Below are 25,079 nucleotides of genomic sequence, written 5' to 3'. Positions count from 1 at the left end.
AGGTCTGTCGTGCTCATCGCCGGGTTCCCCGCGGGATCGTGGGGTACGAACTGCTACGTCGTCGCCACCGGCCAGGGCGCGGAATGCATCGTCATCGACCCGGGGCAGGACGCCACCGCCGGGGTCGAGCAGGTGGTCCGGGAGAACAAACTGAAGCCGGTCGCCGTGCTGCTCACACACGGTCACATCGACCACATGTTCTCCGTACTGCCGGTCTGCGGCACGTACGACGCGACGGCCTGGATCCACCCCGACGACCGGCACCTGCTGGCCGACCCGATGGCCGGTATCAGCCGGGAGACGGCGGCGATGCTGCTCGGCGGCAAGCACGAGTTCGCCGAGCCGGACGACGTCGCCGAGCTCAAGGACGGTCTAGGTCTCGAGCTGGCCGGGCTGAACTTCACCGTCGACCACACCCCGGGCCACACCAAGGGCTCGGTCACCTTCACCACGCCGTACCTGGGTCCGGAAGACGTGCCGGCGGTGCTGTTCTCCGGTGACGTGTTGTTCGCCGGGTCGATCGGCCGGACGGATCTGCCTGGCGGCGACCATCCGGCGATGCTGCATACGTTGGCCACCAAGATCCTGCCGATGAGCGACGAGATCGTCGTCCTGCCAGGTCATGGTGGCCAGACCACGATCGGCCGGGAAAAGGCGACCAACCCCTACTTGCAGGACCTGGAGATACCGAAATCATGAGTGGAAAGGTGACCCCTCTCAGCGGGTTCCCCGAATTCCTTCCGTCCGACCGGATCGTCGAGCTGGAGTTCCTCGACACCATCCGGGAGACGTTCGAGCTGCACGGCTTCGCGTCGATCGAGACCCGCGCGGTGGAGCCCGTCGAGCGGCTGTCCAACCAGGGCGAGGACGCCGACAAGGAGATCTACGGCGTACGGCGGCTGGGCGCGGCCGCGGACGAGAAGTCGGACCTCGGCCTGCACTTCGATCTGACCGTGCCGTTCGCGCGGTACGTACTGGAGAACTCCGGCAAGCTGGCGTTCCCGTTCCGCCGCTACCAGATCCAGAAGGTGTGGCGGGGTGAGCGGCCGCAGGAGGGCCGGTACCGCGAGTTCACCCAGGCCGATATCGACATCGTCGGCGACGGCACGCTGCCGTTTCACTACGAGGTCGAGTTGCCGCTCGTCATCGCCGACGCGTTCAGCAAGCTGCCGATCCCGCCGTTCCGGATCCAGGTGAACAACCGGCAGATCCCGGAGGGCTTCTACCGCGGCCTCGGGATCGAGGACGTGGCGTCGGTGCTGCGGATCGTCGACAAGCTGGACAAGATCGGCGCGGACAAGGTCACGCAGCTGCTCACCGCCGACGGCGGCCCGGCGCTGTCCGCCGAGACGGCCAAGCAGGTGCTCCGGCTGGCGGAGATCTCCAGCGCCGACGCGTCGTTCGTCGAGCAGGTGCGGGCGCTCGGTGTCCAGCACGAGATCCTCGACGAGGGCCTGGAGCGGCTGGCGGCGATCATGACCGCCGCCAACGAGCACGCCCCCGGTCTGCTGGTCGCCGACCTGAAGATCGCGCGCGGCCTGGACTACTACACCGGCACCGTCTACGAGACCCAGCTGATCGGCCACGAGTCGTACGGGTCGATCTGCTCCGGCGGTCGCTACGACTCGCTCGCCAGCGACGGCAAGACGACGTACCCGGGTGTCGGGATCTCGATCGGCGTGTCCCGGCTGATCACCCGGTTGATCAGCCAGGGCCTGGTCAAGGGCTCCCGCAGTACGCCGACCGCGGTCCTGATCGCCTTGACCACCGAGGACGAGCGCGCCGAGGCGATGCGTACGGCGGCGGTGCTGCGGGGCCGGGGGATTCCGGTCGAAGTGGCGCCGGCGGCGGCGAAGTTCGGGAAGCAGATCAAGTTCGCGGACCGGCGGGGGATCCCGTTCGTGCTGTTCAGCACCGAGAACGGTCCCGAGATCAAGGACATTCGCAGCGGTGAGCAGGTGGCGGTCGACCCGGCCACCTGGGCGCCGCCGGCGGACGACGTACGACCAAGTATCGAGACCATTCAGGAGAACTCGTGATCCGTACCCATTCCGCAGGCTCGTTGCGTGCCGAGCACGCCGGGCAGACCGTCACGCTGGCCGGCTGGGTGGCGCGGCGGCGTGATCACGGCGGCGTGGCGTTCATCGACCTGCGCGACTCCAGCGGCACGGTCCAGGTCGTCATCCGCGACGAGGAGGTCGCGGGGCCGCTGCGCTCCGAGTTCTGCCTGAAGATCGTCGGCGAGGTGAGCCCCCGTCCCGAGGGCAACACCAACCCGAACCTGCCGACCGGCGAGATCGAGGTCATCGCGGCCGAGGTCGAAGTGCTGAACTCGGCCGACCCGTTGCCGTTCCCGGTCGAGGAGCACCACGCGACGCCGGTCAACGAAGAGGTCCGGCTCAAGTACCGCTACCTCGACCTGCGTCGCCAGGGCCCGGGTGCGGCACTTCGGCTGCGCAGCCAGGTGAACAAGGCGGCGCGCGACGTACTGGCTCAGCATGACTTCGTCGAGATCGAGACGCCGACGCTGACCAAGTCGACGCCGGAAGGCGCTCGTGACTTCCTGGTCCCGGCCCGGCTGCAGCCTGGCTCGTGGTACGCGTTGCCGCAGTCGCCGCAGCTGTTCAAGCAGCTGCTGATGGTGGCCGGGATGGAGCGGTACTACCAGATCGCGCGTTGCTACCGCGACGAGGACTTCCGCGCCGACCGGCAGCCGGAGTTCACCCAGCTCGACATCGAGATGAGCTTCGTCGACCAGGACGACGTGATCGCCCTTGCCGAAGAGGTGCTGGCCGCGCTCTGGAAGCTGATCGGGTACGACGTCCAGACCCCGATCCCGCGGATGACGTACGCCGAGGCGATGGCGCGGTTCGGTTCCGACAAGCCCGACCTGCGGATGGGCCTCGAGCTCGTCGAGTGCACCGAGTACTTCAAGGACACCCCGTTCCGCGTCTTCCAGGCGCCGTACGTCGGCGCTGTCGTGATGCCTGGCGGTGCGGACCAGCCGCGGAAGCAGCTGGACGCGTGGCAGGAATGGGCGAAGCAGCGTGGTGCGCGCGGTCTCGCGTACGTGCTGGTCGGTCAGGACGGCGAGCTCGGTGGTCCGGTCGCGAAGAACCTGTCCGCGGAAGAGCGCACCGGTCTCGCCGACCACGTCGGTGCGAAGCCGGGCGACTGCATCTTCTTCGCCGCCGGTCCGGTCAAGACGTCGCGTGCGCTGCTGGGTGCGGCCCGGCTGGAGATCGGCCGCCGCGGTGGCCTGATCGACGAGTCGGCCTGGTCGTTCCTGTGGGTTGTCGACGCGCCGCTGTTCGAGCCGGCCGACGACGCGACCGCTGCCGGTGACGTCGCGGTTGGCTCGGGTGCGTGGACGGCCGTGCACCACGCTTTCACCTCGCCGAAGCCGGACTCGCTGGAGACGTTCGACACCGACCCGGGCAACGCGCTCGCCTACGCCTACGACATCGTCTGCAATGGCAACGAGATCGGTGGCGGGTCGATCCGTATCCACCGCGAGGACATCCAGAAGCGCGTCTTCAAGGTGATGGGCCTGACCGACGAGGAGGCGACCGAGAAGTTCGGCTTCCTGCTCGACGCGTTCAAGTTCGGCGCGCCGCCGCACGGCGGGATCGCGTTCGGCTGGGACCGGATCACCGCGCTGCTGGCCGGCACGGAGTCGATCCGCGACGTGATCGCGTTCCCGAAGTCCGGCGGTGGGTTCGACCCGCTGACCGCGGCCCCGGCGCCGATCACCCCGGCGCAGCGCAAGGAAGCCGGCGTCGACTTCAAGCCCTCCGCGGAGACGAAGGCCTGACGCTGTTGCGTACTTGAGCAACAGGCGACTCCTGGTGCGAGGGTGACGGTGTGGCGGCTCCGGCCGCCGCACCCCGCCCCTCCTACCGCCCAGGAGTTGCCATGCTCAAACGCGTTCTCGCGTCTGTTATCGCTATCACCGCCGGCAGTTTCGCCATCACTGTCCCGGCGTACGCCGCCCCCTTCCAGACCACCGCGACCAACCTGAACATCCGGTCCGACGCCTATCTGTCCGCGGCCGTGGTCAAGGTGCTGGCCGGCCCGACATCGGTCGAGGTCGACTGCCAGAAGTCCGGTGACTCGGTCACGGTCGGATCCCGTACGACGACCTGGTGGGCGCATCTGCCGGCTCATGGCGGCTACGCCACGGTCGCGTACATCGACACCCCGGGCACGAAGCTTCCCGGCGTACCGGATTGCCCGCAGGATCCGCCGCAAACCGGTGACGTGACACTGGCCGACGTACAGGCCATGTTCGGCAGCCGGATCGCGAACCCGTCGCTCGTCCAGACCGGGCTGCCGTCGCTGAACCAGGCGATGCGGGACGCGAACATCAACACGGTGTATCGCAAGGCCGCGTTCCTGACGACGTTGGTGCACGAGTCGCGGCTGGAGTACAACATTCGCGAGATCGGCGACACCCGGCTGTACGGCGGTCGTGGGTACATCCAGTTGACGGGTGACTTCAACTATCGCCCGGCCGGCCAGTGGCTGGGCATCGACCTGATCAACAACCCCGAACTCGCTCGGGACATCCGCTACAGCGCGCAGATCGCCCGCTGGTACTGGACTGTGGCGCGCAACATCAACCCGTACGCCGACCAACTCAAGATGGGCCGTGTCAACGCCGCCATCGGCTACCCGGCCGGCGCCGAGGACCAGCGCCGCTGCGACACCTTCCGCACCGCCATCGCCTACCTGAGCGGCCAGCCGGCACCTGCGGTGAACTGCAGCCGGACGGCGAAGATGTCCGGTGACACCACGAGGCTCACCCGCGCCCAGTTCGACGCGCTGGCCAAGGTCCCCGGAGCTCCCGGCACGGTCGGCTGATCAGCAGGGTCACTGTGCATCAGGATCGAAGGGGTTGAGAACCGGCGGGATCTGGTGGAAAGTAACCGTGACGTGTGGTTAGCAGGAAACAATTCACCAGATTCCGCCCTTTCACTCCGCCCCAGGAGCTCCACATGGTTCTTCGCCGTCTCACTACTCTGCTCGCCGGTCTCGGCATCGTGGCGGCCGGCCTGGTCACCGCGACCCCGGCGCACGCAGCCGTCTTCTCCACCTACGGCAGCGGCGTCAACGTCCGCGCCGACGCCTACCTGTCCGCCGCCGTCGTCACGACGCTGCCCGGCCCGACCTCGATCGATGTCGACTGCCAGAAGAAGGGTGACCGCGTCACCACCTCCGAAGGCACCAGCGAATGGTGGGCACATGTCCCCGCACTCGGCGGGTACGTGACGGTCGTGTACATCTCGATCCCCGAGGACAAGCTCCCCGGTGTCATCGAATGTGGCGGCGACCCGGAACCGCCGACCGGCGACATCACGCTGGCCGACGTACAGGCCATGTTCGGCAGCCGGATCGCGAACCCGACGATCGTCCAGGAGGGCCTGCCCTCGCTGAACCAGGCGATGCGGGACGCGCAGATCAACACCGTCTACCGCAAGGCCGCCTTCCTGGCCACGCTCGTGCATGAGTCGCGGCTGGAGTACAACATCCGCGAGATCGGCGACACCCGCCCGTACGGCGGCCGCGGCTACATCCAGCTGACCGGTGACTTCAACTACCGCCCGGCCGGCCAGTGGCTCGGCATCGACCTGATCAACAACCCTGAACTCGCCCGCGACATCCGCTACAGCGCGCAGATCGCCCGCTGGTACTGGACGGTCGCGCGCAACATCAACCCGTACGCCGACCAACTCAAGATGGGCCGAGTCAACGCCGCCATCGGCTACCCGGCCGGCGCCGAGGACCAGCGCCGCTGCGACACCTTCCGCACCGCCATCGCCTACCTGAGCGGCCAGCCGGCCCCCGCCGTCAACTGCAGCCGCACCGCCAAGACCCTGGGTGACACCTCCACGATGACCCGCACCCAGTTCGAAGCCGCAGTCAACGAAGGCACCAGCAACCGCGGCTGACCCGAACCACCCCGCGACCCGGCCGGACCCCCCGAGGGCCCGGCCGGTTCGTTGTCCCTCACCCGAAGGTCTTGAACCAGATCTGCTTGCCGGACTTGTCGAACGCCCGGACATCGACCTCGACCGCGCCGTGCTCGGCGACCGCGTCCTCCAGCGCGCCCTCGACGTACCCTGAGGTGTCCTCGACCATCACCGTGAACCATCCGGATGCGCCCTTGGCGCCGCGGATCCGCAGCTCCACCAGAACCACGCTCGGGTGAGCACGGAACGAGTACGACGCGTGGGCCACCGGCTTGCTGCCGGCCTTCGTGGTCGACCAGCTCCAGGTGCCGGGAAGCAGGTTCTGCGGCGAGAGCGTGTTGTCCACAACGTTTCCTTCGCGCAGCAACTCGCCGTCCAGGCACTGGTACCACATGTTCGAATCCCGGGTGGTGAAGGTCTGCAGCAGCCGTTTGGAGTCCCGGCGACCGGTCGCGTCCGGGAGGCTGAGCCAGGTCGCGGTGCGGAAGTTCGCGGTGTCGGCGGCGTCCGGTTTCTCGAGGTGATTCGGGTGGCCGATGGCGTTGAGCTTCGGTGTCATGCACTGGCGGGCGGCGGCCCGGATCTCGGTCTTGGTGGGCGCGGGGATGGAGTTGAGCGGAATCTGCATCGACTCGCCGGCCGGCACCTGGACGATGCCGGGGGAGCCGGCCGGATCCGCCGTACTGTCGCCGGTGTGGCTCAGGTAGACGACGCCGGTGGTGATGATCGCGATTCCGCAGGCGGCGGCGAGGATCGGGGTCCAGGACGGCGTCCGGTGGCGTTTGCGGGCTTTGCGGACCAGGTCGTACTTGAGGTCGGTGGCGTACCCGGGGTCGAGTTGCTCGACCGGCGGGGGGATGGTGAGGTTCATCGGTGCTCCTCCAGCAGGGCGGGCAGGCGGCGGCGGGCCCGGAAGAGCCGGGCCTTCACGGTGCCTTCGGCGACCCCCAGGACCGCCGCGGCTTCGGCGAGCGTCAGCTCTGCCCAATAGACGAGCTCGACGGTCTCGCGCTCGTGGGCCGGAAGGGCAGACAGGGCTGCCCGAACGGCCTGGATGTGTTTCTCGGAGTCGACGCGTGCGGCGACTGCCTCGGAGTGGTCGGGGTGGTGCAGTGGCGCCGGTTGGCGGAGCAGGAACTGGGCCAGCCGCCGTCGGGAGCGGACGCTGTTCCGGAGCTCGTTGCGGGCGATCGCCAGCAGCCAGGGTTTCGCCGTACCGTGCTGCAGCGGTCCGACATCCGAGCGGCTGAACTGCTTCCAGGCGGTCACAAACGTCGCCTGTACGGCGTCATCGGCGTACGCATAGGAGCCGGTGTGCCGGACCGCGTAGGCGTGGACAGCGGCGGCGTACCGGCTGAACAGTTCGCCCAGCGCCTCCGGTTCCTGGCGGCGCAGGGCGTCCCACAGGTCGTCGTCGCCAGTATCCGGCGGAGGGCGATCGACCGGCCGCGAAATCGTCGTCATACCCATCAGGGTCCACACCCGGGAGTGTGGTTGCCACTGGTTAGATCGGGCGGGCGCGCACCCAGCTGGTGTCGGGCGTGAGGTACTCCGCCAGCTGTAGCCCCGCCTCGGTCAGCTGACCGGTCAGGTGCTCCTCGGTGAGGTTCTGGGTCAGCAACTGCTGCGACCAGGTCCGGCCGTTGCGGGTGTGCGTGATCGTCGCGGCAACCTTGTTGCCGGGCAGATGCTCGACGTCGGAGATCTCCATCCGGCTGTGCTCACGCTCCAGCACGACGGGTTCGGCGAGCTGTGTCGGCAGTTGCTGCTGGATCAGCACCGATCCGCCCGGGCGAACGTGGTGGGCGCACGTCTCGAGCAACCGCAGCCGTTCGGCGTCGTCGGCGACGTTGATCAGGTAGGACATCATCAGTACGACGTCGAACTGCCGGTCGAGCCGCAGTTCGCCGATGGTCGACTGGATCGTCTCGGTCTCGGGGATTCGGGCGATCATCTCGGCCGACTCGTCCACCGCGACCACTTGGTGCCCGCGGGCCAGCAGTGGTCGGGTGATGCGTCCGGTCCCGCAGCCGAGCTCGAGGATGCTGCTCTTGGGGTCGATGGCTTTGTCGATGAATTCGTCCTCGCCGTTGGCCTCCGCTTGCTCGTACATCTCGATCGCACTGCCGTCGGGAGTGTGCGCGCCCGGCCCGCTACCGCCTTGTCCGACTCTCATACTTCAAGTCTTTCAACCCCGGGCAAACCGTCCACTCTTTCGGTCGACGCCGAAAGTACTACGCTCAGCAGATGGGTTCCGGCGTACCGATCGAGCTGCTCGCGCACCTGCGCCGCGCCCGGGATGTTGCCGACCGCAACTATGCCGAGCCGCTGGATCTGGCCGCACTCGCGTCGGCTGCCGGGGTCTCGAAGTACCACTTCCTGCGCTGTTTCGCCGCCGAGTACGGCGAAACGCCGATGCAGTACGTCACGCGACGCCGGATCGAGCGTGCCGCCGACCTGTTGCGTGCCACGAATCTGACGGTGACCGAGGTCTGCTCGTTGGTCGGGTACACAAGCCTCGGCACGTTTTCCCGTCGCTTCCGCGAACTTGTCGGCGTACCACCGACGACGTACCAGCGCACGCAGTCCGGCGCGCGGATCCCCGGCTGCTACGTCTTCATGCTCGGCCTCAATTCCGCAATTCCGGAGAAGCAACCCGGGCCGTCCGCGACCTACCGTCGTCTGGACACCACCAATCACGAGGAGACACCGTGATCACCAACGTGCACCTGGTCACCGTCTACGTCCACGACATCGACGAAGCCAAAGCCTTCTACACCGACACCCTCGGCTTCACCCTCAAGAACGACATCACCCTCAGCGAAGACTTCCGCTGGGTCACCGTCCACCAACCCGACCACCCCGAACTCGAACTGGCCCTGATGCTCCCCGGCCCACCCATGGACCCCGAGTCCGCCGACGCCATCCGCCGCATCTTGGCCAAAGGCATGATGCACGGCGTAGGCCTGGCCACCGACAACTGCCACAAAACCTTCGCCGACCTCAAAGCCAAAGGCGTAGACCACATCCAAGAACCCTCCGACCGCCCCTACGGCGTAGAAGCCGTCCTCCGAGACTGCTCCGGCAACTGGCTGGTCCTGGTAGAACAACGCCCGTACACCGCCACCGACTTCGCCTAGCCCCCGCGTGCAACGCAGTCGCTCCTCCGCCACGCCAGCTACGCGCGCTCCCGCCCACCCCCGGCTCATCGCCGTCCGCCTCCTGCGGGCCTGCCGCGCTCAGCTACTCGCGACAATCGCGCCACCGAAGCGGTTAGTGGGTGGTGCAGGTCCGGACCGCAACGCCATCACAACTGTTGATCGCGGGCACACCTACGCGGGGCAGTCAGCCGCAGGTGCATTTGTGATGGCCTGTAGGTCCGTGGTCGGACGCGAGCGGCCGCCAACGCCGGCGGCGGCGGGCGGGGCGGTAGTTTGCTCGGATGATCATTTTGGTGGATCCGGCGGGGGCGCAGCCGCCTTATGAGCAGGTCAAGGAACAGATTGACGGGCTGATTCGGAGTGGGGAGTTGGCTCAGGGGACTCGGTTGCCGACGGTTCGGCAGTTGGCGGGGGAGTTGGGGCTGGCGGTTAATACGGTGGCTCGGGCTTATAAGGAGCTCGAGGCTGATCGGATGATCGAGACTCGGGGGCGGAACGGGACTTTCGTGCTGGCGTCGCGGAGCCATACGAATGATGCGGGGACGGCGGCTGCGGCGACCGCGCTGGTTCGCGCCGCGAAGGAGGCGGGGATCAGTTTGGCTGAGGCTACTGAGATTCTGCGTCGGGCCTGGTAGAGATCCGATCTCCCGGAAACGATTCCAACCACATCCGGCCAACGTTGTAACGAGGTCTGTACACGCTCTCACGGGGTTGCTACTGTCCGGCCAGATTTGACATCGATGTCAGCGACAGGGGAGTGGTCACGATGGTCTCGAGACGAACGTTCCTGGCGGGCAGCGGTGCGGTGACGGCAGGGGGTATCGGGCTGGTCCCGGGGCTCACCACGGCTGCACAGGCTGCTTCATCGACGTCCGGCAGCCCCGCCCGGCTGCTGCCGGCCTTCAACCGCCCTCAGCACCTGCACTACGGCGATGCGAGCAAACTCAGCGGTCAGGACCAGACCTTGCTGACAACGTTGCAAGGCATCGTCAACCGCGCCAGGCCCGAGTTGTACTTCCTCTACGACACCGGCACCCAGAGCACGCCGGACACCAAGTGGCTGACCGACATGCGTCTGCCGACGACGGCGTACCAGAACCCGCTCGACCTGGTGGCGAAGTACCGGCACCGGGTGCGCGGTGCGATCGTCTACGACCCCGCCGTACCGGACTCGCTCAACGTGGCGACCACGCTGGCAGGCCTCGAGGACTCCGTTGTCGCCAACGCCGATCAGGCCAAGGCGCACGGGCTGAAGATCGTGCAGGACCTGCGCGGCAAGTTCGATGACGACCGCGTGAAGACGTACCGGTGGCAGCTCGACAACCTGTTCCCGCGGGTCACGCACAAGCTGCTCGCCGGGCTGCCGCCGACCCGGGTGGTCGCGGTGGAGAACGTGCAGTGGCAGGAGATCGCTCGCGAGACGCGCCAGATCCGGGACTCGTCCAACCGCGGCAACTACGACCTCGACGTGTCGGCCAAGCTCGGCAAGGGCAAGGTGTATGTCCGGTTCCAGGACTCGTTCGGTGATGACGGCTGGGGGCCGTCGGTCTCCGAGGTGTGGGTGAAGGCGAACGGCGTCGAGATCGCGCACTTCAAGCCGAACACTCCGGAGGAGGAGCAGTACCTCTTCGACGGCGCGAACTCCAGCATCGGCGGCGAGGCCAACCGCTTCAGCGACGGTGGCGGCTACTACATCTACGCCTTCGACCCACCAGCCGGTACGACGTCCCTCGTGGTGACCGTGACGATGTGGAACCAGTACCTGGTGTCGATCACCGACACCGCGCCCACGCGGATCGAACCGTTCGCGTACTTCCGCGACTACGTGGTGGCCACCAAGGCCCTGGTGAGCTGGCTACCGCCGAGTGGTGCGACGGGCGAGCTGCTGATCGAACACTTCGCCAAGTGGCCGACACTCGCGCCGTACATGGGCTGGTTCGCGAACGACGTCGCCGGTGAGTGGGACGGTGTCGACCTCGCGTCCAAGGGCGGTACGCCGGTGATCGCGGCGGACTTCTACATGAACGGGACTGTGCATGCCGGGTTCACCGCACCGATCTCGGAGAAGGTTCGTCCGGTGCGGCGGATCACCAAGCCGAAGAGCAAGGTCTATCTGACCTTGACCTTCGGCGAAGGCGACAACATCCAGTACTGCCAGCGCCACATGCGCGATCTGTGGGACGACCCGAAGCGTGGCGAGGCTCCGGCGAACTGGACGATCAGTCCGATGCTGCTGGAGACCGGGCCGGGGTTGTTCAGTCACTTCCAGCGGACTGCGACGGCCAACGACCTGCTCGTCTGTGGACCGTCCGGTGCGGGCTATACCTACCCCGGTTCATGGGTGCCGAGCGAGTTCACCCAGTTCCTCAAGCTGACCGGCTCGCAACTACGCCGTACCGGCATGGATCAGGTGTACTCGTACAGCCACCGTGAGAACGACAAGTGGGTCGTGCTCTCGGAGGAGATCGCCGCCGGGTTCGCGAAGTACACACCGCTGAAGGGCATCATGCAGACCTGGGACGGCGACCTGCTCGCGGTTCGCCAGGGCGGTCTGCCGATTGCCGGCCAGTGGGGTGCACCGGGCAAGGCAGGGGAATACAAGGCTGCGTTGGATGCCCAGGTGGCCAAGTGGGACGGCGCCAAGCCCTTGTTCATCTCCGGCGGTATCAACGCCTGGAACTGGACGCCGTCCGACATTGCCGAGCTGGCCGGCCTGCTCGATGACAGGTACGAACTGGTGCTGGCCAACGCGTTCTTCGACCTGATGAACCGCGTGCTGCCCTAACTAGCGGAACAGCTTGTGGGCGTTGTGGAGAGCGTTGGCCGCGACCTGTCGGCCCAGAGTCGCGCCGACAGTGTCAGCGGTCCGCGTGTGGATACCGGACCAGACGCGCGCGTCGACGTTCTCCACAGTGAGCTGATGCCAGCCCGAGTAGGTGCGAGTCACGCCTGGTGCAGTCGGACTGCCGATCGTGTACGGCTTGGCCGTCTGTGCGCCGACCAGTGTGGTCAGCACCTGCTCGGCCGAACCGGAGTAGGTAGCGTGACCGCTCGGATAGTCCGGGTGCGCCGGCGTCTCGTGCAGGGGCGTCCAGTCTGCGTCGACTGTCGCACGCAACGCGGTGACCGGGCGCCAGCGCTGGTAGCTGTACTTGGTGTCAGAGGTGGCGATCTGCGTGTCCACCGAGGCGACATGGAACAGCGCGACCAGCTTGGCGCGCTGTGCCAGCGGTCGGCTCGCCGCCTCTGCCACTGCGACCCGCAGCGGTGCGGTGTAGAGCACGTACGACGATCCGTACCAGAACTGCGCTGTGTCGGTCTGAGCCTGCGTACGCGTCGTGCTGTTGAGAGCTCCGTCAGCGCGCACCTCAGCCAGGTCCCGGTTGTACCGCGGACTGCCGAGTGCCGGCGGCGGTCCGGGACGGAACTGGCTGGCGGACTTCAGCAGGAACGGCTTGGCCAACCGGTTCCCGTACTGCGTCCCCGGGGCGTACTTCGACGGTGTCGGCCGCCAGACACCGGCGTCGGTAGACGGCGGTGTGAACGGTGCGTTGACCGACGCCGGGTCCAGACCGTCGTCGACGCGGGAGGCCAGCACAGCCTTAGCCTGCTGGCGTCCGGCCGCAACACCATTGGTCTCGTCGGCGCCATCCGGCACCCGGGCCAGTGTGGTGGCCAGTGCCTGGTCCAGCTCGGCCTTGCGCGCAGGCACCAGCGTCACCAGGGTTTCGTGGACTGCGCCGGCCAGTGCAGCTTCGCGGTACGACGGTGCGGCCGGCCGCACCAGCGCGCGACTGGCGGCGAGCCAGCCGATCGCCCAGGTGCGGTTGTTGGTCACCTGCGTCGGCGCACCGGCCGCGGCGATCGTGTCGGCCGTGACGTCGTACCACTCCAGGGCGACGTCGACCGGTTGCTGCTGCACTGTGCCCGCCGCCGGTCCGGCGAGCACCGTTGAGAGAGTCACGGCGGGAACGGCCGCCAGGACAAGAACCTTACGGAGTGTAGTCACATCCCGTATCTTGTCAGCTCCGAAGAGTTCCCAAAGTGCTATATCACTACTTGAGAACTAGACATTCACCAGTGGTGGGCGACGTCCACCACCAGGCGGCTGCTCGAACCCGGTCCGGTCAACGTCGTGACCCGGAACGGCAGCCGGGCGCGGACACCGAGCCCGACAGTCGTCTGGCCTTCGAAGCTTCCGGCGTACGCGACCTGCCGGAACGTGTCGTAGCCGCGGACGTCCGGGGCCTTGAACGGTTTGCCCGACGGCGCTCGGACGATGATCTGCAGCTTCGCGCCGCCGCGTAGCGGGACGACGAAGCCCGAGCCGTCCTGGGTGACGTTGCTGACGTAGCGAACGTCGTACCCGGGACCTCGGCCTTGGAGGTCGACGACCAGCCGGTCGAAGCAGGCATGCCGTCCGGTGCGGACGCCTGTTGCCGGTGACTGGACCATCCGGGCGTTCGCTTCGGGCAGCGATCCCCAGCCGGACGGGCAGGTTGCGGTGGTCGTGGCGGAGGTCTGAGGGGCGGGGGACGAGCCGGGAGCAGCAAGGGCGACCGCAGGGATTGCGGCTACCGCGAGCGCTGCGACGATCGTCTTGATGGGGATGCGGTTGATGTTCATGATGGTCCCCCTCTCAGGACATACTCGTTGGACGCTGGTACCGCGGGATTGGTTGACTGCGAATATGACGCCTGACGAACTGCTCGACGTGTTCCACCGCCGCATCCGGCTGCCGGACGCGGACACCATTCCCGGCTGGAAGGTCGAGCACGACGGCCTCGTGCATCGCTCGTACGTCGAGGGCCCGGAAGGCGCGGGTTTTGTCGAGACCCCGCGCGGGCTGGGCGACGATCCGGACGCCGTCATCGCGGGCGAGCTCGCGTTCTTCCGTGAGCGCGGACTGTCCTTCGAGTGGAAGACCTACGCGTACGACGAACCGGCCGACCTCGGTGAGCGGCTGGTCAGTGCGGGGTTCACTCCGGACGACCCCGAGACGCTGATCCTGGGCGAGGTCGACCGGATTCTCGAGCGGCCGTCCGCCCTGCCGTCGAAGGCGGTACTGCGGGAGGCCGACGGGCCGGAGGACTTCCACCGGATCGCCGTACTGATGGACTCGTTGTGGCACAACGGACTGACCGGGGTCGAGGAGCGGCTGGCGGCCGAGGCACGGATGTTCCCGGAGCGGTTGTCGGTGTTCCTGGTCGAGGACGCACTGCGCGGTGCTGACGGCCCGGTCGCGTCGGCGGCCTGGATCCGGTTCCACCCGGGCACGGGATTCGCCAGCCTGTGGGGTGGCGGCACGCTACCCGAGTGGCGGCGCAAGGGCCTCTACAGCTCGCTGCTGGTGCACCGGGCGCGGCTGGCCAAGGAACGCGGGTATGAATTCCTCCGCGTGGACGCGTCGGATGACTCTCGCCCGATCCTGCAGAAACTGGGCCTGTACGGCGTCACCACCACCACGCCGTACGAGTGGTCGCCGGAGACACGCTGACCTGAGTCTCGGAACGACACGGTCAGGCTGTACGTTGCCGTCATTATGGCTCTGAAAATCACCTCGCGCTTTCGCCGGCTGCTGCAGCGCCCCGGATCGATCGACCTCGGCCCTTACGAGCGGCTCTCGCAGCTGGTTCTCGAGGCGGAGGAGTCTGTCGAGCCGCTGACCGACGAGGAGCTCACCGAGTCCGTCAGTGAGCTCCGGACCACCGGCGGGCTGCACGAGGACGAGCAGATCGAGTTCCTGGCACTGGCCCGGGACGCGGCCCGGCGCACGCTGGGTGAGTCGGCGTTCGACGGCCAGATCGTCGGCGCGCTGGCGATGCTGCAGGGCCGTGTGGTGGAGATGGCGACCGGTGAGGGCAAGACGCTCGCCGGTGCGTTCGCCGCGGCCGGGTACGCGGTCGGTGGCCGCAAGGTGCATGTGCTCGCGGTCAACGACTACCTGGCCCGCCGCGACGCGGAGTGGATGGCGCCGGTCTACGAGCTGCTCGGGGTGACCGTGTCGCACGTCGGCCAGGCTTCCACTCCGGAGGAGCGGCGGACGGCGTACCAGGCTGAGGTTTGCTACGTGCCGGTCAGCGAGGTCGGCTTCGACGTACTGCGGGACCGGCTCGTCAACGACGTGTCCGAGCGGGTGACGACCGAGCCGGACGTGGCGCTGGTCGACGAGGCCGACTCGGTGCTGATCGACGAGGCCCGCGTGCCGCTGGTGCTCGCCGGTGCGACCCGGACCGAGGAGCTGGACGACGACGTCGTACAGATCGTCCGCACGCTGCGCGCCGGGGTCGACTACGAGATCGACGGTGACGGCCGGACGGTCGCGCTGACCGATCGCGGTACCGACAAGGTCGAGAAGGCCTTCGGCGAGCGCATCGCCGTACCGGAGGCCGACGCCACCGAAGACGTGGCCGACGCCTCCGATGACGTTGACGAGACCGGCGCGGACGCTGAGGACAAGGACGCCGAGGACAAGGTCGAGGTGGAGGCGGCGCCGCCGAGCGTCAACCTGTACGACGACGAGAACCTCGACCGGCTGACCCAGATCAACGTCGCGCTGCACGCCGAGGTGCTGCTGCGCAAGGACGTCGACTACCTGGTCCGCGACGGCAAGGTCAGCCTGATCAACAACAACCGCGGCCGGATCGCCAAGCTGCAGCGCTGGCCCGACGGTCTGCAGGCCGCCGTGGAGGCGAAGGAAGCCGTCCCGGTCAGCGACTCCGGCGAGATCCTGGACAGCATCACCGTGCAGGCCCTGATCAAGGGTTACAAGTCGCTGTGCGGCATGACCGGTACGGCGGTTGTGGTCGGCGAGTCGCTGCAGGAGTTCTACGACGTCGAGGTGGCCGTCGTACCGCCGAACAAGCCGAACGTCCGCAAGGACGACATCGACCGGCTGTACCTGACCGTCGAGCAGAAGAACGTCGCCCTGGTCGAGCACATCGCCGAGGTGCACGAGACCGGCCGCCCGATCCTGATCGGCACCCACAGTGTCGAGGAGTCCGAGCAGCTCAGCGACCGGCTCGAGGCCGCCGAGATCCCGCACGTCGTCCTGAACGCGAAGAACGACGCCGAGGAAGCGGCCATCATCGCCGAGGCCGGTGTCCCCGGCACGGTGACGGTCTCCACCCAGATGGCCGGTCGCGGTACCGACATCCGCCTCGGTGGCAAGGACGAGACGCACGACAAGGACAAGGCCATCGAGCTCGGCGGCCTGTACGTGATCGGCACCGGCCTGCACGCCTCCCGCCGGCTCGACGACCAGCTGCGCGGTCGAGCCGGCCGTCAGGGTGACCCCGGTGGTTCGCTGTTCTTCGCCAGCCTCGGCGACGAGCTCGTCGTCCGGTACTCCGTTTCGTCCGGCCTGCGCCCGCACCCGGACAAGGCCGGGCGGCTCACCGACCGCAAGTCGATCGGCATGCTCGACCACGCCCAGCGGGTCGCGGACGGCGCCAACGCCGAGCTGCACCGCACGACGTGGCAGTACCACCGGCTCACCGGTCAGCAGCGCTCGATCCTGCTCGCCACCCGCGAAGAGGTACTCACCGAGGACCTGGCCGCGACCGAGCTGTCCGAGCGGGTCAAGGAGAAGTACGACGAACTGGTCGAGGAGCACGGCGAGGACAAGGTGAAGGACGCCGCCCGGCGGATCGCCCTGCACCACCTCGACCGCCGCTGGACCGACCACCTCGCCTACCTGGCCGACCTCCGCGAAGGTATCCACCTGCGCTCGCTGGCCGGCGGCATCGTGCACATGAAGCCGATCGACGAGTTCAACAAGTCCGCGATCGCGTCCTTCGACACCCTGATCGCCGATGCCTGGAAGGACGCCGCCGAAACCTTCGCCGAGGCCTCCATCACCGACGCCGGCCTCGACGAGGCGGCCTCCGGCGTACCGCGCCCGACCGCCACCTGGACCTACCTCGTCAACGACAACCCCTTCGGCACCGAAGCCGACCGAATCCTCGGCCGCCTCCGCAACGCCATCCGCCCCCAGTCGGGTGCGGAGGCCGAGGAGATCCTCCCGGAGAAGTTCGACGAGGACGAACTCCCGGAGGAGCTGCGTGACGTTGACGAGGCCGACCTGCCCGAGGAGCTCCGCGCGGCGGATGACTCGGACGACGAGGACGATGTGAAGGACAGCAAGAAATAACTGTCCGTAGAGGTAGGTAGGCTCTCACCTTGTGAGTGAGGGTTTGTTCGATCTGCCGGGAGCTCCTGCGCCTGCTCGGGGTGGCGGGAGCTTGGCCGACGTGGATCACACGGCGGCGCCGCTGGCTGTCCGGATGCGGCCGCGGAGTCTCGACGAGTTGGTGGGACAGCAGCATCTGCTGGCACCGGGGTCGCCGTTGCGACGGCTGGTCGAGGGCGACCAGCCGATGTCGCTGCTGCTGTGGGGTCCGCCCGGGACCGGGAAGACGACGATCGCAGCCGTCGTCTCGCACCAGACGAACCGGAAGTTCGTCGAGCTGTCGGCGGTGACTGCGGGTGTGAAGGACGTTCGGCAGGTGATCGACGGGGCGCGGCGGGACCTCGCCCGGCCGGGCGGTGCTGTCGAGACCGTGCTGTTCATCGACGAGGTCCACCGCTTCACGAAGGCCCAGCAGGACGCGCTGCTGCCCGGCGTCGAGAACCGCTGGGTCACCTTGGTCGCCGCTACCACGGAAAACCCGTTCTTCTCGGTCATCTCACCCCTGTTGTCCCGCTCCTTGCTCCTCACCCTCGAGTCGCTCACGGACGATGACATCTCCGTGCTGCTGGACCGAGCCCTCGCCGACGAGCGCGGCCTGGCCGGAGAGTTCACGCTGGCGGACGACGCGCGCGATCACCTGCTCCGGATGGCTGGGGGAGACGCGCGCCGCGCCCTCACCTACCTCGAGGCAGCGGCTGGTGGGGCCCGTGCCAAGGCCGCTGCGACTGCTGGCGACGACTCTCCACCCACCACCCCATCCACCATCGATCTGGAGACGCTGGAGACGGCGGTTGATCAGGCTGCGGTGCGGTACGACCGGGCGGGGGATCAGCACTACGACGTGGCTTCGGCGTTGATCAAGTCGATTCGTGGCTCGGACGTGGATGCTGCGATGCACTACCTGGCGCGGATGATCGTGGCCGGTGAGGATCCGCGGTTCATCGCCCGTCGGCTGGTGATCTCGGCCAGTGAGGACATCGGCATGGGCGATCCGACGGCCCTCGGTGTCGCGGTTGCTGCGGCGGACGCCGTACAGCTGATTGGTATGCCGGAGGCGCGGATCAACCTGGCGCAGGCGGTTGTGGCGCTGGCGCTGGCTCCTAAGTCCAATGCGGTCATCACCGCGGTCGACGCGGCGATTGCGGATGTGAAGGCCGGCAAGATCGGGCCGGTTCCGTCGCATCTGCGGGACGCCCACTACGCCGGTGCCAAGAAGATCGGCCACGGTGCGTCGTACCAGTACTCGCACAACGACCCTCGCGGCGTCTCCGCCCAGCAGTACGCGCCGGACGTCATCGACGGAACCGACTACTACACGCCCACCCGCCGGGGCGGCGAAGCGGCGTACGCGGACCGGGTCGAGGCCATCCGCAAGATCCTCCGGAACCGCAAATGACCCGTCTCGAGGACCACGTCACCGCCTTCAACCAAGCCGTCACGACCGGCGACTGGGACACCTTCGCGGACCGCTTCGCCGAGACCGCCCGGATGACCTTCGTCGGCGTCCCGGCCGGCCCCTTCGAAGGCCGGACCGCAATCGCCGCCGCCTACAACGCCAATCCGCCGGCCGAGACCATGACTCTGCTGAACGACACCGGTCACTTCCAATGGGCCGGTGGCGGGACCGGCCGGATGGAGCTGACCTGGACCGCTGACAGCAAGGTCCAGGAGCTGACCGTCACCTTTGACTAGTCCTCCGGGTAGGGCATCGACGCCCGGCGCTCGAACGACCACGGCAGCAGTTCGGGCGTCCAGAACAAGTCGCTGACCACCAACTGAGTACCCCGACGCAGCAGTAGGATCCGCTCGAAGTCCTGCTGCAGTACGGCGTCGCCCGGTTCCGCGGCGAGCAGCGTGATCACGTGCTGCGCGATCTCGGCGTACTGCGGCTCCGGCTCGGCGACCTTGTCGAGCCGGAAGCCGACCCCGATCTCGGGTTCACCGAGGACCAGGCTGGGATGTCCGTCGCGGTGCACCGTGAGGCGCAGGCCCGTCGACGTCCGATGGGTGGTGACGGGCGGCTGCCAGACCTGCGGTGTCAGCAGGCCGCTGATCGCCTCCGGAGACGCCGGCGTACAGAGCTGGAAGGTGTACTCGATCGCCACCTCGCCACGGTAAGGGTTGGAGGGGCTGGTTAGGCTGCAAGCGGCCTGGGGGTGAAGGGTTTTGTGTGTTCAACCTCGGTCGGCATGCCCGGAAGTCCGGTCCACGACACAGCCGGCGGCGGTCGCCGTTGGTGGTGCTGGGGGTGATCGCCGCGGGGGCGGTCGCTGCGACCGGTGGCTGGCTGGTGTTCCCGTTCGTGGGCAACGAGCCGGAGAGTGGGCAGGAGGCCCGGCAGCCGTCGATCGCGCGGAGTTCGGCGCCGTCGCGACAGGGCGTGCGGCCGTCGCTCCCGGTGGGCCGGCCGATTCAGCCGTGGGTGCCGCGCAGTACGCCGAAACCACGCTGGGCGCCGACAGTTCGCCGTACGACGGCCGCCGCGCCCGAGCGCGTTCCGCGACCGCTGTCCACGACCGCCGCGACGCCAACCCCCAGCCCCACAACGAGCTCACCGACCCCCACGACGCCGAGCCCGACCCCTACGCCCACACCGACGACGCCCACGCCAACTCCCTCCCCGAGTCCCACACCCACTCCGGTCCCGACCTCGACTCCAACCACTCCGTCACCCACCCGGTGACCCGGTTTGGTGGGGGACTGTTATGTGGGGGATGGTGTCCTGGACGGTTGTGCGGTATGGGCGCGCGATAGGGTCGTGCGGTCCACGAGGTCGCAACGGAAGGTGGATCGTTTTCCATGAGCGTCGGTGAAGTCGCAGGGCTGATAGCGGCCTGCGCACTGCTCATCCTGGTGGGCCTGCTGGCCTATCCGATCCTGAAGCTGGGCAAGGTGCTGGACGAGACCCGGATCATGGTCAAGGGCGTCTCCGACTCCAGCGTGCCGCTGCTCGGCGAGGTGACCACGACGGTGGCGACCACGAACGCGCAGCTGGCCAAGGTGGACACGATCACCGACAACGCGACCACGGTGACCACCAATGCGGCGGCGCTGGTGTCGCTGTTCTCGGCGACTGCGGGCGGGCCGCTGGTGAAGGCGGCGGCGTTCACGTACGGCGTGCGCCGGGCGCTCGGCGAGCAGCAGCGCAAGGACGTGAGCCGCCGGGTGAAGGACGAGATGAAGGCCGAGCGGAAGGCGCGGAAGCGGTGAAGCGAATCTTCTGGCTGATCGTCGGGATCGCCGTGGGTGTCTACGCGGTGACCCGGTTGAAGAAGCGGGCGCAGGTGCTCGCTCCCGAGGCTGTGCAGGAGTCGGCGGCCAAACTCGCCGCCGCGGTCCGGCACTTCGGTGACCAGGTCCGTGAGGGCATGGCGGAGCGGGAGGCCGAGCTGCGCGAGTCCCTCGGCATTGAGACGGCACAAGACGAACGTGAGGACTACCGGTAACACCATGGAAACCAGTGAGATCAGGCGGCGGTTCCTGAGCTACTTCGAGGACCGCGGCCACACGGTGGTGCCGAGTGCGCCGTTGCCGTCGCCGGACCCGAACCTGCTGTTCAACGTGGCCGGCATGGCCCAGTTCGTGCCGTACTTCGTCGGCCAGCAGACGCCGCCGTACGCGCGCGCGACCAGTGTCCAGAAGTGTGTCCGGACGCTCGACATCGAAGAGGTCGGGAAGACCACCCGGCACGGCACGTTCTTCCAGATGAACGGCAACTTCTCCTTCGGCGACTACTTCAAGGAGCAGGCGGTCCAGTACGCCTGGGAGCTCGTCACCAAGTCGCAGGCCGACGGCGGTTACGGCTTCGACGAGTCCAAGCTGTACGCCTCGGTGTACTACGAGGACGACGAGGCGATCGACATCTGGAAGCGGGTCGCCGGCCTGCCCGACGACCGGATCGTGCGGCTCGGGATGAAGGACAACTTCTGGTCGATGGGCATCCCCGGCCCGTGCGGCCCGTGCTCGGAGATCCTGATCGACCGCGGCCCGGAGTTCGGCGCGGACCGGGACTGGGAGGCGGGCGACCGCTACCTGGAGTTCTGGAACCTGGTCTTCATGCAGAACATCCGCGGTGAGGGTGGCGGCAAGGAGGGCTACCCGATCCTCGGCGAGCTGCCGAAGAAGAACATCGACACCGGTCTCGGCCTCGAGCGCGTCGCGTACCTGCTGCAGGGCGTCGACAACATGTACGAGATCGACGAGATCTTCCCGGTGATCGAGCAGGCCTCGGAGCTGACCGGCCGCAAGTACGGCGTGGACCAGGTCGACGACGTCCGGTTCCGGGTCATCGCCGACCACGTCCGCAGTGCGCTGATGCTGATCGGCGACGGCGTCACCCCGGGCAACGAGCAGGGCGGTTACGTCCTGCGCCGGCTGCTGCGCCGCGCGATCCGCTCGGTCCGCCTGCTGGGCTACGAGGACCCGAGCCTGGTCGAGCTGCTGCCGGTCAGCCTGCAGCAGATGAAGAAGTCGTACCCGGAGCTGGAGGCCGACTTCGGCCGGATCAGCCAGGTCGCGTACGCCGAGGAGGAGGCGTTCCGCCGCACTCTCACGGCCGGTACGACGATCTTCGACGTGGCCGTGAAGGAGACCAAGGCCGGTGGCGCGCACCAGCTCGAGGGCGCGAAGGCGTTCCAGCTGCACGACACCTACGGGTTCCCGATCGACCTGACCGTCGAGATGGCCGCCGAGCAGGGCCTGAACGTCGACACCGAGGGTTTCCGGTCGCTGATGAAGGAACAGCGCGACCGGGCCAAGGCCGACGCGCGGGCCAAGAAGGCCGGCCACGCGGACACCACCGGCTACCGCGAGCTGCGCGAGTCCGGTGTCACCGAGTTCACCGGCTACCAGGAGCTCAGCACCGACTCGCGGGTCCGCGGTCTGCTGCGTGAGGGTGTCGTCGCGAACGCGGCCGAGCAGGGCGAGACCGTCGAGGTCGTGCTGGAGAAGACCCCGTTCTACGCCGAGTCCGGTGGCCAGATCGCTGACGAGGGCCTGATCGTGGCCGACGGCGTGAAGCTGAAGGTGCTCGACGTCCAGCGTCCGGTCAAGGGCCTGATCGTGCACAAGGTCGAGGTTGTCGAGGGTGTTCTGCGCCCGGGTCTCGACGTGCACGCCGAGGTCGACCACGAGTGGCGGGTCTCGGCCTGCCAGGCGCACTCCGGCACGCACGTCGTGCACGCGGCCCTGCGCCAGGTGCTCGGCCCGAACGCGCTGCAGAGCGGTTCGTACAACAAGCCCGGTTACCTGCGACTCGACTTCGCCTGGTCGTCCGCGCTGGACCAGGCCACTCGCTCCGAGATCGAAGAGGTCGCGAACCTCGCCGTACGGCAGGACCTGCCGGTCGCGGCGCAGTACATGACCCTGCCGGAGGCTCGGGAGTGGGGCGCGCTGGCACTGTTCGGTGAGACGTACGACGAGCAGGTGCGGGTCGTGGAGATCGGCGGCCCTTGGTCGCGTGAGCTCTGTGGTGGCACGCACGTGAAGCACTCGTCGCAGGTCGGCGCGCTGACTCTCACGAGCGAGTCCTCGGTCGGCGCCGGTGTGCGTCGCGTCGAGGCCTTCGTCGGCATGGAGGCGCTGCGCTACCTGGGCAAGGAGCGCGCACTGGTCCGGCTGCTTAGCGAGAACCTGAAGGCTCGTCCGGAGGAGCTGCCCGCCAAGGTCGCCGACCTGGCCGAGCGGCTGCGGGCGGCGGAGAAGGAGCTCCAGCAGATCCGCGCCGCGCAGGTGCTGCAGGCCGCGGCCGAGCTGGCGAGCAGCCCCAAGGACGTCTTCGGCGTCCAGTACGTCGGCCACCGAGCCCCCGACGGCGTGAATGGCGGAGACCTGCGCAAGCTGGCCCTGGACATTCGTGGCCGGATGGGCGAGGACAAGCCGGCCGTCGTGGCCGTCCTGAGCGTGAACGACGGCAAGCCCGGCATCGTGATCGCGCTGAACGACACTGCCCGTGAGTGGCGGCTGTCGGCCGGTGACCTGGTTCGTGTCGCTGCCGAGAAGCTCGGCGGCAAGGGCGGCGGCAAGGCTGACGTCGCACAGGGTGGTGGCACGGACGCGTCCGGTGCCGACGCCGCCCTGGCCGCTGTCGAGCACACCGTCGGCCACCTGGTCACGGGCTGACACCCGGATGAGACGGGGCGTGCGGATCGCACTGGATATCGGAGACGCCCGGATCGGCGTCGCCAGCAGCGATCCGCACGGAATCCTGGCCACCCCGGTGGAGACGATCCGCCGGGGGCCCGGCGATCTGGGTAGGATCGCGGCACTCGCCGCCGAACTGGAGGCGTTCGAGATCGTGATCGGTCTGCCACGCTCCCTGTCCGGGGGCGAGGGGCCGGCCGCGGTGAAGATCCGGGAGACGGCGAAGCAGGTGCAGGACTTGGTGCAGGTGGGGAACGCAGGGCTCGCGGTGCGCCTGGTGGACGAGCGGTTCACCACGGTCACCGCCGAACGCGTGCTGCGCGAACGCGGGAAGAAGGGCGCCAAGCGCCGGGCCGTGGTCGACCAGGCCGCGGCCGTCGTGATTCTGCAGCATGCGCTCGATCTCGAGCGGGAGACCGGGAACCCACCGGGGAGGGCCTTGTGACGAGACCGACGGTGGACGACGACGACCTGGACCTGGGGCTGCGCCCGGAGAGCCGGCTCGAGCGTCGCCAGAACCGCCGCAAGCAGCGCGCCCGGAGGGGTTTCGGCTGCTTCGCGGTGCTCATCTCGCTGCTGGTCGTCGGCTCGCTGGTCGGCGGCGCGGTGGTCGGCTTCGGCAAGGGCAAGGACGCGCTGGAGAAGGTCTTCGCAGCCCCCGACTACGAGGGTGAAGGCACCGGCGTGGTCACGGTCGAGATCACCAAGGGCCAGAGCAACTCCTCGATCGCGGACACCCTGGAGAAGAAGGAAGTCGTCAAGAGCGCCAAGGCGTTCGAGCGGGTGGCCCGCAACGACAGCCGCTCGCTGCAGATCCAGGCCGCGACGTACACGCTGCGCAAGCACATGTCCGCGAAGGCCGCGCTCGAGCTGATGCTGAACACGGACGAGTCGATCAAGGTGCTGCGATTCAGCGTCTCGGCAGGCAAGACCAAGACCGAGGTGATCGGCATCCTGCAGGCCCCGAAGCTGAAGCTTCCGGCCGGCGCTGCGGCAGCCGCAATGGGCAAACCGGCCACGCTCGGACTCCCGGCGTACGCGCATGGCAATGCCGAAGGCTTCCTGTTCCCGGGCACGTACGACGTGCCGAAGGGCGCGACCGCGACCTCGATGATCAAGCAGATGACCGCGGAGTACGCGAAGAACGCGGCCGCGCTGAACTTCGTGAAGACCGCCCAGGCCAAGGACCTGGACCCGTACCGCGCGCTGATCGTGGCCAGCATCGTGCAGGGCGAGACGAACCGGAAGCAGGACTACGCGAAGGTCGCCCGGGTGATCTACAACCGGCTGCAGGCCGGGATGAAGCTGCAGATGGACTCGACCGTGCACTACGCGGTCGGCCGTACCGGCGGCGTGTTCACGACCGACGAGCAGCGCGACATCGACTCGCCGTACAACACGTACAAGCACGCGGACCTGCCGCCGGGCCCGATCGGTTCGCCGACCAAGGACACGATGCGGGCCGCGATCAACCCGGCCAAGGGCCCGTGGATGTACTTCACGCTGGTCAACCTGGACACCGGTGAGACCGCCTTCGCGACCACCTCGACCGAGCACCAGGCCAACGTGGCCAAGCTCCAGGCGTGGTGCAAGGCCAACAAGGGCCGGTGCTGA

General features: G+C 67.9%; 25 protein-coding genes. 18 read left to right on the top strand and 7 right to left on the bottom strand.

Annotation, left to right across the window (positions count from 1 at the left end):
• Positions 1–9: 9 nt before the first annotated feature.
• From ABD231_RS06365 to ABD231_RS06345, 5 genes are all read left to right on the top strand, one after another.
• Complete coding sequence (locus tag ABD231_RS06365) at positions 10–699, top strand: MBL fold metallo-hydrolase (RefSeq protein ID WP_344146450.1); 690 nt, start codon at positions 10–12, stop codon at positions 697–699.
• Positions 696–2,039: a histidine--tRNA ligase gene (gene hisS / locus ABD231_RS06360; RefSeq protein WP_344146447.1), complete on the top strand. Its 1,344-nt coding sequence runs from the start codon at positions 696–698 to the stop codon at positions 2,037–2,039. Before ABD231_RS06365 ends, hisS begins: the two co-directional genes overlap by 4 nt.
• On the top strand, positions 2,036–3,814 hold the full coding sequence (gene aspS, locus ABD231_RS06355) for an aspartate--tRNA ligase (protein WP_344146444.1): 1,779 nt from the start codon (positions 2,036–2,038) through the stop codon (positions 3,812–3,814). The genes hisS and aspS overlap by 4 nt, the downstream gene beginning before the upstream one ends.
• A gap of 101 nt (positions 3,815–3,915) precedes the next feature.
• Complete coding sequence (locus tag ABD231_RS06350) at positions 3,916–4,863, top strand: glycoside hydrolase family 19 protein (protein ID WP_344146442.1); 948 nt, start codon at positions 3,916–3,918, stop codon at positions 4,861–4,863.
• A 134-nt stretch (positions 4,864–4,997) separates the two neighbouring features.
• Positions 4,998–5,951 (top strand): glycoside hydrolase family 19 protein, encoded by a 954-nt coding sequence (locus ABD231_RS06345; RefSeq protein WP_344146441.1) that lies wholly within the window; start codon positions 4,998–5,000, stop codon positions 5,949–5,951.
• A gap of 58 nt (positions 5,952–6,009) precedes the next feature.
• Here the strand turns inward: ABD231_RS06345 and ABD231_RS06340 are convergent, their stop codons facing one another.
• The 3 genes from ABD231_RS06340 to ABD231_RS06330 are packed head-to-tail and all read right to left on the bottom strand — an operon-like array spanning position 6,010 to position 8,148.
• Positions 6,010–6,843 (bottom strand): hypothetical protein, encoded by an 834-nt coding sequence (locus ABD231_RS06340; RefSeq protein WP_344146439.1) that lies wholly within the window; start codon positions 6,841–6,843, stop codon positions 6,010–6,012.
• A complete protein-coding gene (locus tag ABD231_RS06335) occupies positions 6,840–7,436 on the bottom strand; it encodes an RNA polymerase sigma factor (RefSeq protein WP_344146437.1) in 597 nt (198 codons plus the stop codon). Before ABD231_RS06335 ends, ABD231_RS06340 begins: the two co-directional genes overlap by 4 nt.
• A gap of 40 nt (positions 7,437–7,476) precedes the next feature.
• Entirely contained in the window at positions 7,477–8,148 is a 672-nt protein-coding gene (locus tag ABD231_RS06330) for a class I SAM-dependent methyltransferase (protein ID WP_344146435.1), read from the bottom strand.
• A gap of 71 nt (positions 8,149–8,219) precedes the next feature.
• On the opposite strand from ABD231_RS06330, the gene ABD231_RS06325 reads away from it, so the two are divergent.
• The 4 genes from ABD231_RS06325 to ABD231_RS06310 all read left to right on the top strand — a co-directional run bounded on the left by ABD231_RS06325 (position 8,220) and on the right by ABD231_RS06310 (position 11,918).
• Positions 8,220–8,687: a helix-turn-helix transcriptional regulator gene (locus ABD231_RS06325; RefSeq protein WP_344146432.1), complete on the top strand. Its 468-nt coding sequence runs from the start codon at positions 8,220–8,222 to the stop codon at positions 8,685–8,687.
• Positions 8,684–9,112, top strand: a complete 429-nt coding sequence (locus ABD231_RS06320) for a VOC family protein (RefSeq protein WP_344146429.1) — start codon at positions 8,684–8,686, stop codon at positions 9,110–9,112. The genes ABD231_RS06325 and ABD231_RS06320 overlap by 4 nt, the downstream gene beginning before the upstream one ends.
• 302 nt (positions 9,113–9,414) lie before the next feature.
• Positions 9,415–9,768, top strand: coding sequence for a GntR family transcriptional regulator (locus ABD231_RS06315; RefSeq protein WP_344146426.1), 354 nt, complete (start codon positions 9,415–9,417; stop codon positions 9,766–9,768).
• Between the two features lie 131 nt (positions 9,769–9,899).
• On the top strand, positions 9,900–11,918 hold the full coding sequence (locus ABD231_RS06310; protein ID WP_344146423.1) for a GxGYxYP domain-containing protein: 2,019 nt from the start codon (positions 9,900–9,902) through the stop codon (positions 11,916–11,918).
• Here the strand turns inward: ABD231_RS06310 and ABD231_RS06305 are convergent, their stop codons facing one another.
• Together ABD231_RS06305 and ABD231_RS06300 are read right to left on the bottom strand one after the other, a co-directional pair.
• Positions 11,919–13,142 carry a vanadium-dependent haloperoxidase gene (locus tag ABD231_RS06305; RefSeq protein ID WP_344146419.1) on the bottom strand — a complete coding sequence of 408 codons (1,224 nt, stop codon included), beginning with the start codon at positions 13,140–13,142 and terminating at the stop codon, positions 11,919–11,921.
• Positions 13,143–13,207: 65 nt separating this feature from the next.
• Positions 13,208–13,759, bottom strand: coding sequence for an AMIN-like domain-containing (lipo)protein (locus ABD231_RS06300; protein ID WP_344146416.1), 552 nt, complete (start codon positions 13,757–13,759; stop codon positions 13,208–13,210).
• A gap of 64 nt (positions 13,760–13,823) precedes the next feature.
• Between ABD231_RS06300 and ABD231_RS06295 the strand changes: the two genes are divergently transcribed.
• Genes ABD231_RS06295 through ABD231_RS06280 form a run of 4 tightly spaced genes read left to right on the top strand, consistent with a single transcriptional unit; the run spans position 13,824 to position 19,016 of the window.
• Positions 13,824–14,630 (top strand): GNAT family N-acetyltransferase, encoded by an 807-nt coding sequence (locus ABD231_RS06295; protein WP_344146413.1) that lies wholly within the window; start codon positions 13,824–13,826, stop codon positions 14,628–14,630.
• Positions 14,631–14,675: 45 nt separating this feature from the next.
• The gene (locus tag ABD231_RS06290; protein WP_344146410.1) at positions 14,676–17,285 is read left to right on the top strand and encodes a preprotein translocase subunit SecA; all 2,610 of its coding nucleotides are present in this window, start codon (positions 14,676–14,678) and stop codon (positions 17,283–17,285) included.
• A gap of 31 nt (positions 17,286–17,316) precedes the next feature.
• Complete coding sequence (locus ABD231_RS06285) at positions 17,317–18,720, top strand: replication-associated recombination protein A (RefSeq protein ID WP_344146407.1); 1,404 nt, start codon at positions 17,317–17,319, stop codon at positions 18,718–18,720.
• A complete protein-coding gene (locus ABD231_RS06280; RefSeq protein ID WP_344146404.1) occupies positions 18,717–19,016 on the top strand; it encodes a nuclear transport factor 2 family protein in 300 nt (99 codons plus the stop codon). Before ABD231_RS06285 ends, ABD231_RS06280 begins: the two co-directional genes overlap by 4 nt.
• Here the strand turns inward: ABD231_RS06280 and ABD231_RS06275 are convergent.
• Complete coding sequence (locus ABD231_RS06275; protein WP_344146402.1) at positions 19,013–19,429, bottom strand: SitI3 family protein; 417 nt, start codon at positions 19,427–19,429, stop codon at positions 19,013–19,015. The two genes, ABD231_RS06280 and ABD231_RS06275, sit on opposite strands and share 4 nt — an antisense overlap.
• A gap of 307 nt (positions 19,430–19,736) precedes the next feature.
• Entirely contained in the window at positions 19,737–19,931 is a 195-nt protein-coding gene (locus ABD231_RS06270; protein WP_344146400.1) for a hypothetical protein, read from the bottom strand.
• A gap of 192 nt (positions 19,932–20,123) precedes the next feature.
• On the opposite strand from ABD231_RS06270, the gene ABD231_RS06265 reads away from it, so the two are divergent.
• Genes ABD231_RS06265 through mltG form a run of 5 tightly spaced genes read left to right on the top strand, consistent with a single transcriptional unit; the run spans position 20,124 to position 25,079 of the window.
• Entirely contained in the window at positions 20,124–20,534 is a 411-nt protein-coding gene (locus tag ABD231_RS06265) for a DUF948 domain-containing protein (protein WP_132402025.1), read from the top strand.
• Complete coding sequence (locus ABD231_RS06260) at positions 20,531–20,770, top strand: DUF6167 family protein (RefSeq protein ID WP_344146396.1); 240 nt, start codon at positions 20,531–20,533, stop codon at positions 20,768–20,770. Before ABD231_RS06265 ends, ABD231_RS06260 begins: the two co-directional genes overlap by 4 nt.
• Positions 20,771–20,774: 4 nt before the next feature.
• Positions 20,775–23,444, top strand: a complete 2,670-nt coding sequence (gene alaS / locus ABD231_RS06255; protein WP_344146393.1) for an alanine--tRNA ligase — start codon at positions 20,775–20,777, stop codon at positions 23,442–23,444.
• Positions 23,445–23,463: 19 nt separating this feature from the next.
• Positions 23,464–23,910 carry a Holliday junction resolvase RuvX gene (ruvX, locus tag ABD231_RS06250; RefSeq protein ID WP_344146390.1) on the top strand — a complete coding sequence of 149 codons (447 nt, stop codon included), beginning with the start codon at positions 23,464–23,466 and terminating at the stop codon, positions 23,908–23,910.
• On the top strand, positions 23,907–25,079 hold the full coding sequence (gene mltG, locus ABD231_RS06245; protein ID WP_344146387.1) for an endolytic transglycosylase MltG: 1,173 nt from the start codon (positions 23,907–23,909) through the stop codon (positions 25,077–25,079). The genes ruvX and mltG overlap by 4 nt, the downstream gene beginning before the upstream one ends.

The organism is Kribbella yunnanensis (assembly GCF_039529655.1).
In the GTDB taxonomy this organism is placed as follows: Bacteria; Actinomycetota; Actinomycetes; order Propionibacteriales; family Kribbellaceae; genus Kribbella; species Kribbella yunnanensis.
This window is presented reverse-complemented; position numbering and strand designations above follow the sequence as displayed.

What these genes read in the sequence shown, in the direction of transcription:
- hisS (WP_344146447.1), top strand. Translation starts at nt 696, where the DNA reads ATGAGTGGAAAGGTGACCCCTCTCAGCGGGTTCCCCGAATTCCTTCCG.
- ABD231_RS06350 (WP_344146442.1), top strand. Translation starts at nt 3,916, where the DNA reads ATGCTCAAACGCGTTCTCGCGTCTGTTATCGCTATCACCGCCGGCAGT.
- ABD231_RS06345 (WP_344146441.1), top strand. Translation starts at nt 4,998, where the DNA reads ATGGTTCTTCGCCGTCTCACTACTCTGCTCGCCGGTCTCGGCATCGTG.
- ABD231_RS06340 (WP_344146439.1), bottom strand. Translation starts at nt 6,843, where the DNA reads ATGAACCTCACCATCCCCCCGCCGGTCGAGCAACTCGACCCCGGGTAC.
- ABD231_RS06335 (WP_344146437.1), bottom strand. Translation starts at nt 7,436, where the DNA reads ATGACGACGATTTCGCGGCCGGTCGATCGCCCTCCGCCGGATACTGGC.
- ABD231_RS06330 (WP_344146435.1), bottom strand. Translation starts at nt 8,148, where the DNA reads ATGAGAGTCGGACAAGGCGGTAGCGGGCCGGGCGCGCACACTCCCGAC.
- ABD231_RS06325 (WP_344146432.1), top strand. Translation starts at nt 8,220, where the DNA reads ATGGGTTCCGGCGTACCGATCGAGCTGCTCGCGCACCTGCGCCGCGCC.
- ABD231_RS06315 (WP_344146426.1), top strand. Translation starts at nt 9,415, where the DNA reads ATGATCATTTTGGTGGATCCGGCGGGGGCGCAGCCGCCTTATGAGCAG.
- ABD231_RS06310 (WP_344146423.1), top strand. Translation starts at nt 9,900, where the DNA reads ATGGTCTCGAGACGAACGTTCCTGGCGGGCAGCGGTGCGGTGACGGCA.
- ABD231_RS06300 (WP_344146416.1), bottom strand. Translation starts at nt 13,759, where the DNA reads ATGAACATCAACCGCATCCCCATCAAGACGATCGTCGCAGCGCTCGCG.
- ABD231_RS06295 (WP_344146413.1), top strand. Translation starts at nt 13,824, where the DNA reads ATGACGCCTGACGAACTGCTCGACGTGTTCCACCGCCGCATCCGGCTG.
- ABD231_RS06290 (WP_344146410.1), top strand. Translation starts at nt 14,676, where the DNA reads ATGGCTCTGAAAATCACCTCGCGCTTTCGCCGGCTGCTGCAGCGCCCC.
- ABD231_RS06280 (WP_344146404.1), top strand. Translation starts at nt 18,717, where the DNA reads ATGACCCGTCTCGAGGACCACGTCACCGCCTTCAACCAAGCCGTCACG.
- ABD231_RS06265 (WP_132402025.1), top strand. Translation starts at nt 20,124, where the DNA reads ATGAGCGTCGGTGAAGTCGCAGGGCTGATAGCGGCCTGCGCACTGCTC.
- alaS (WP_344146393.1), top strand. Translation starts at nt 20,775, where the DNA reads ATGGAAACCAGTGAGATCAGGCGGCGGTTCCTGAGCTACTTCGAGGAC.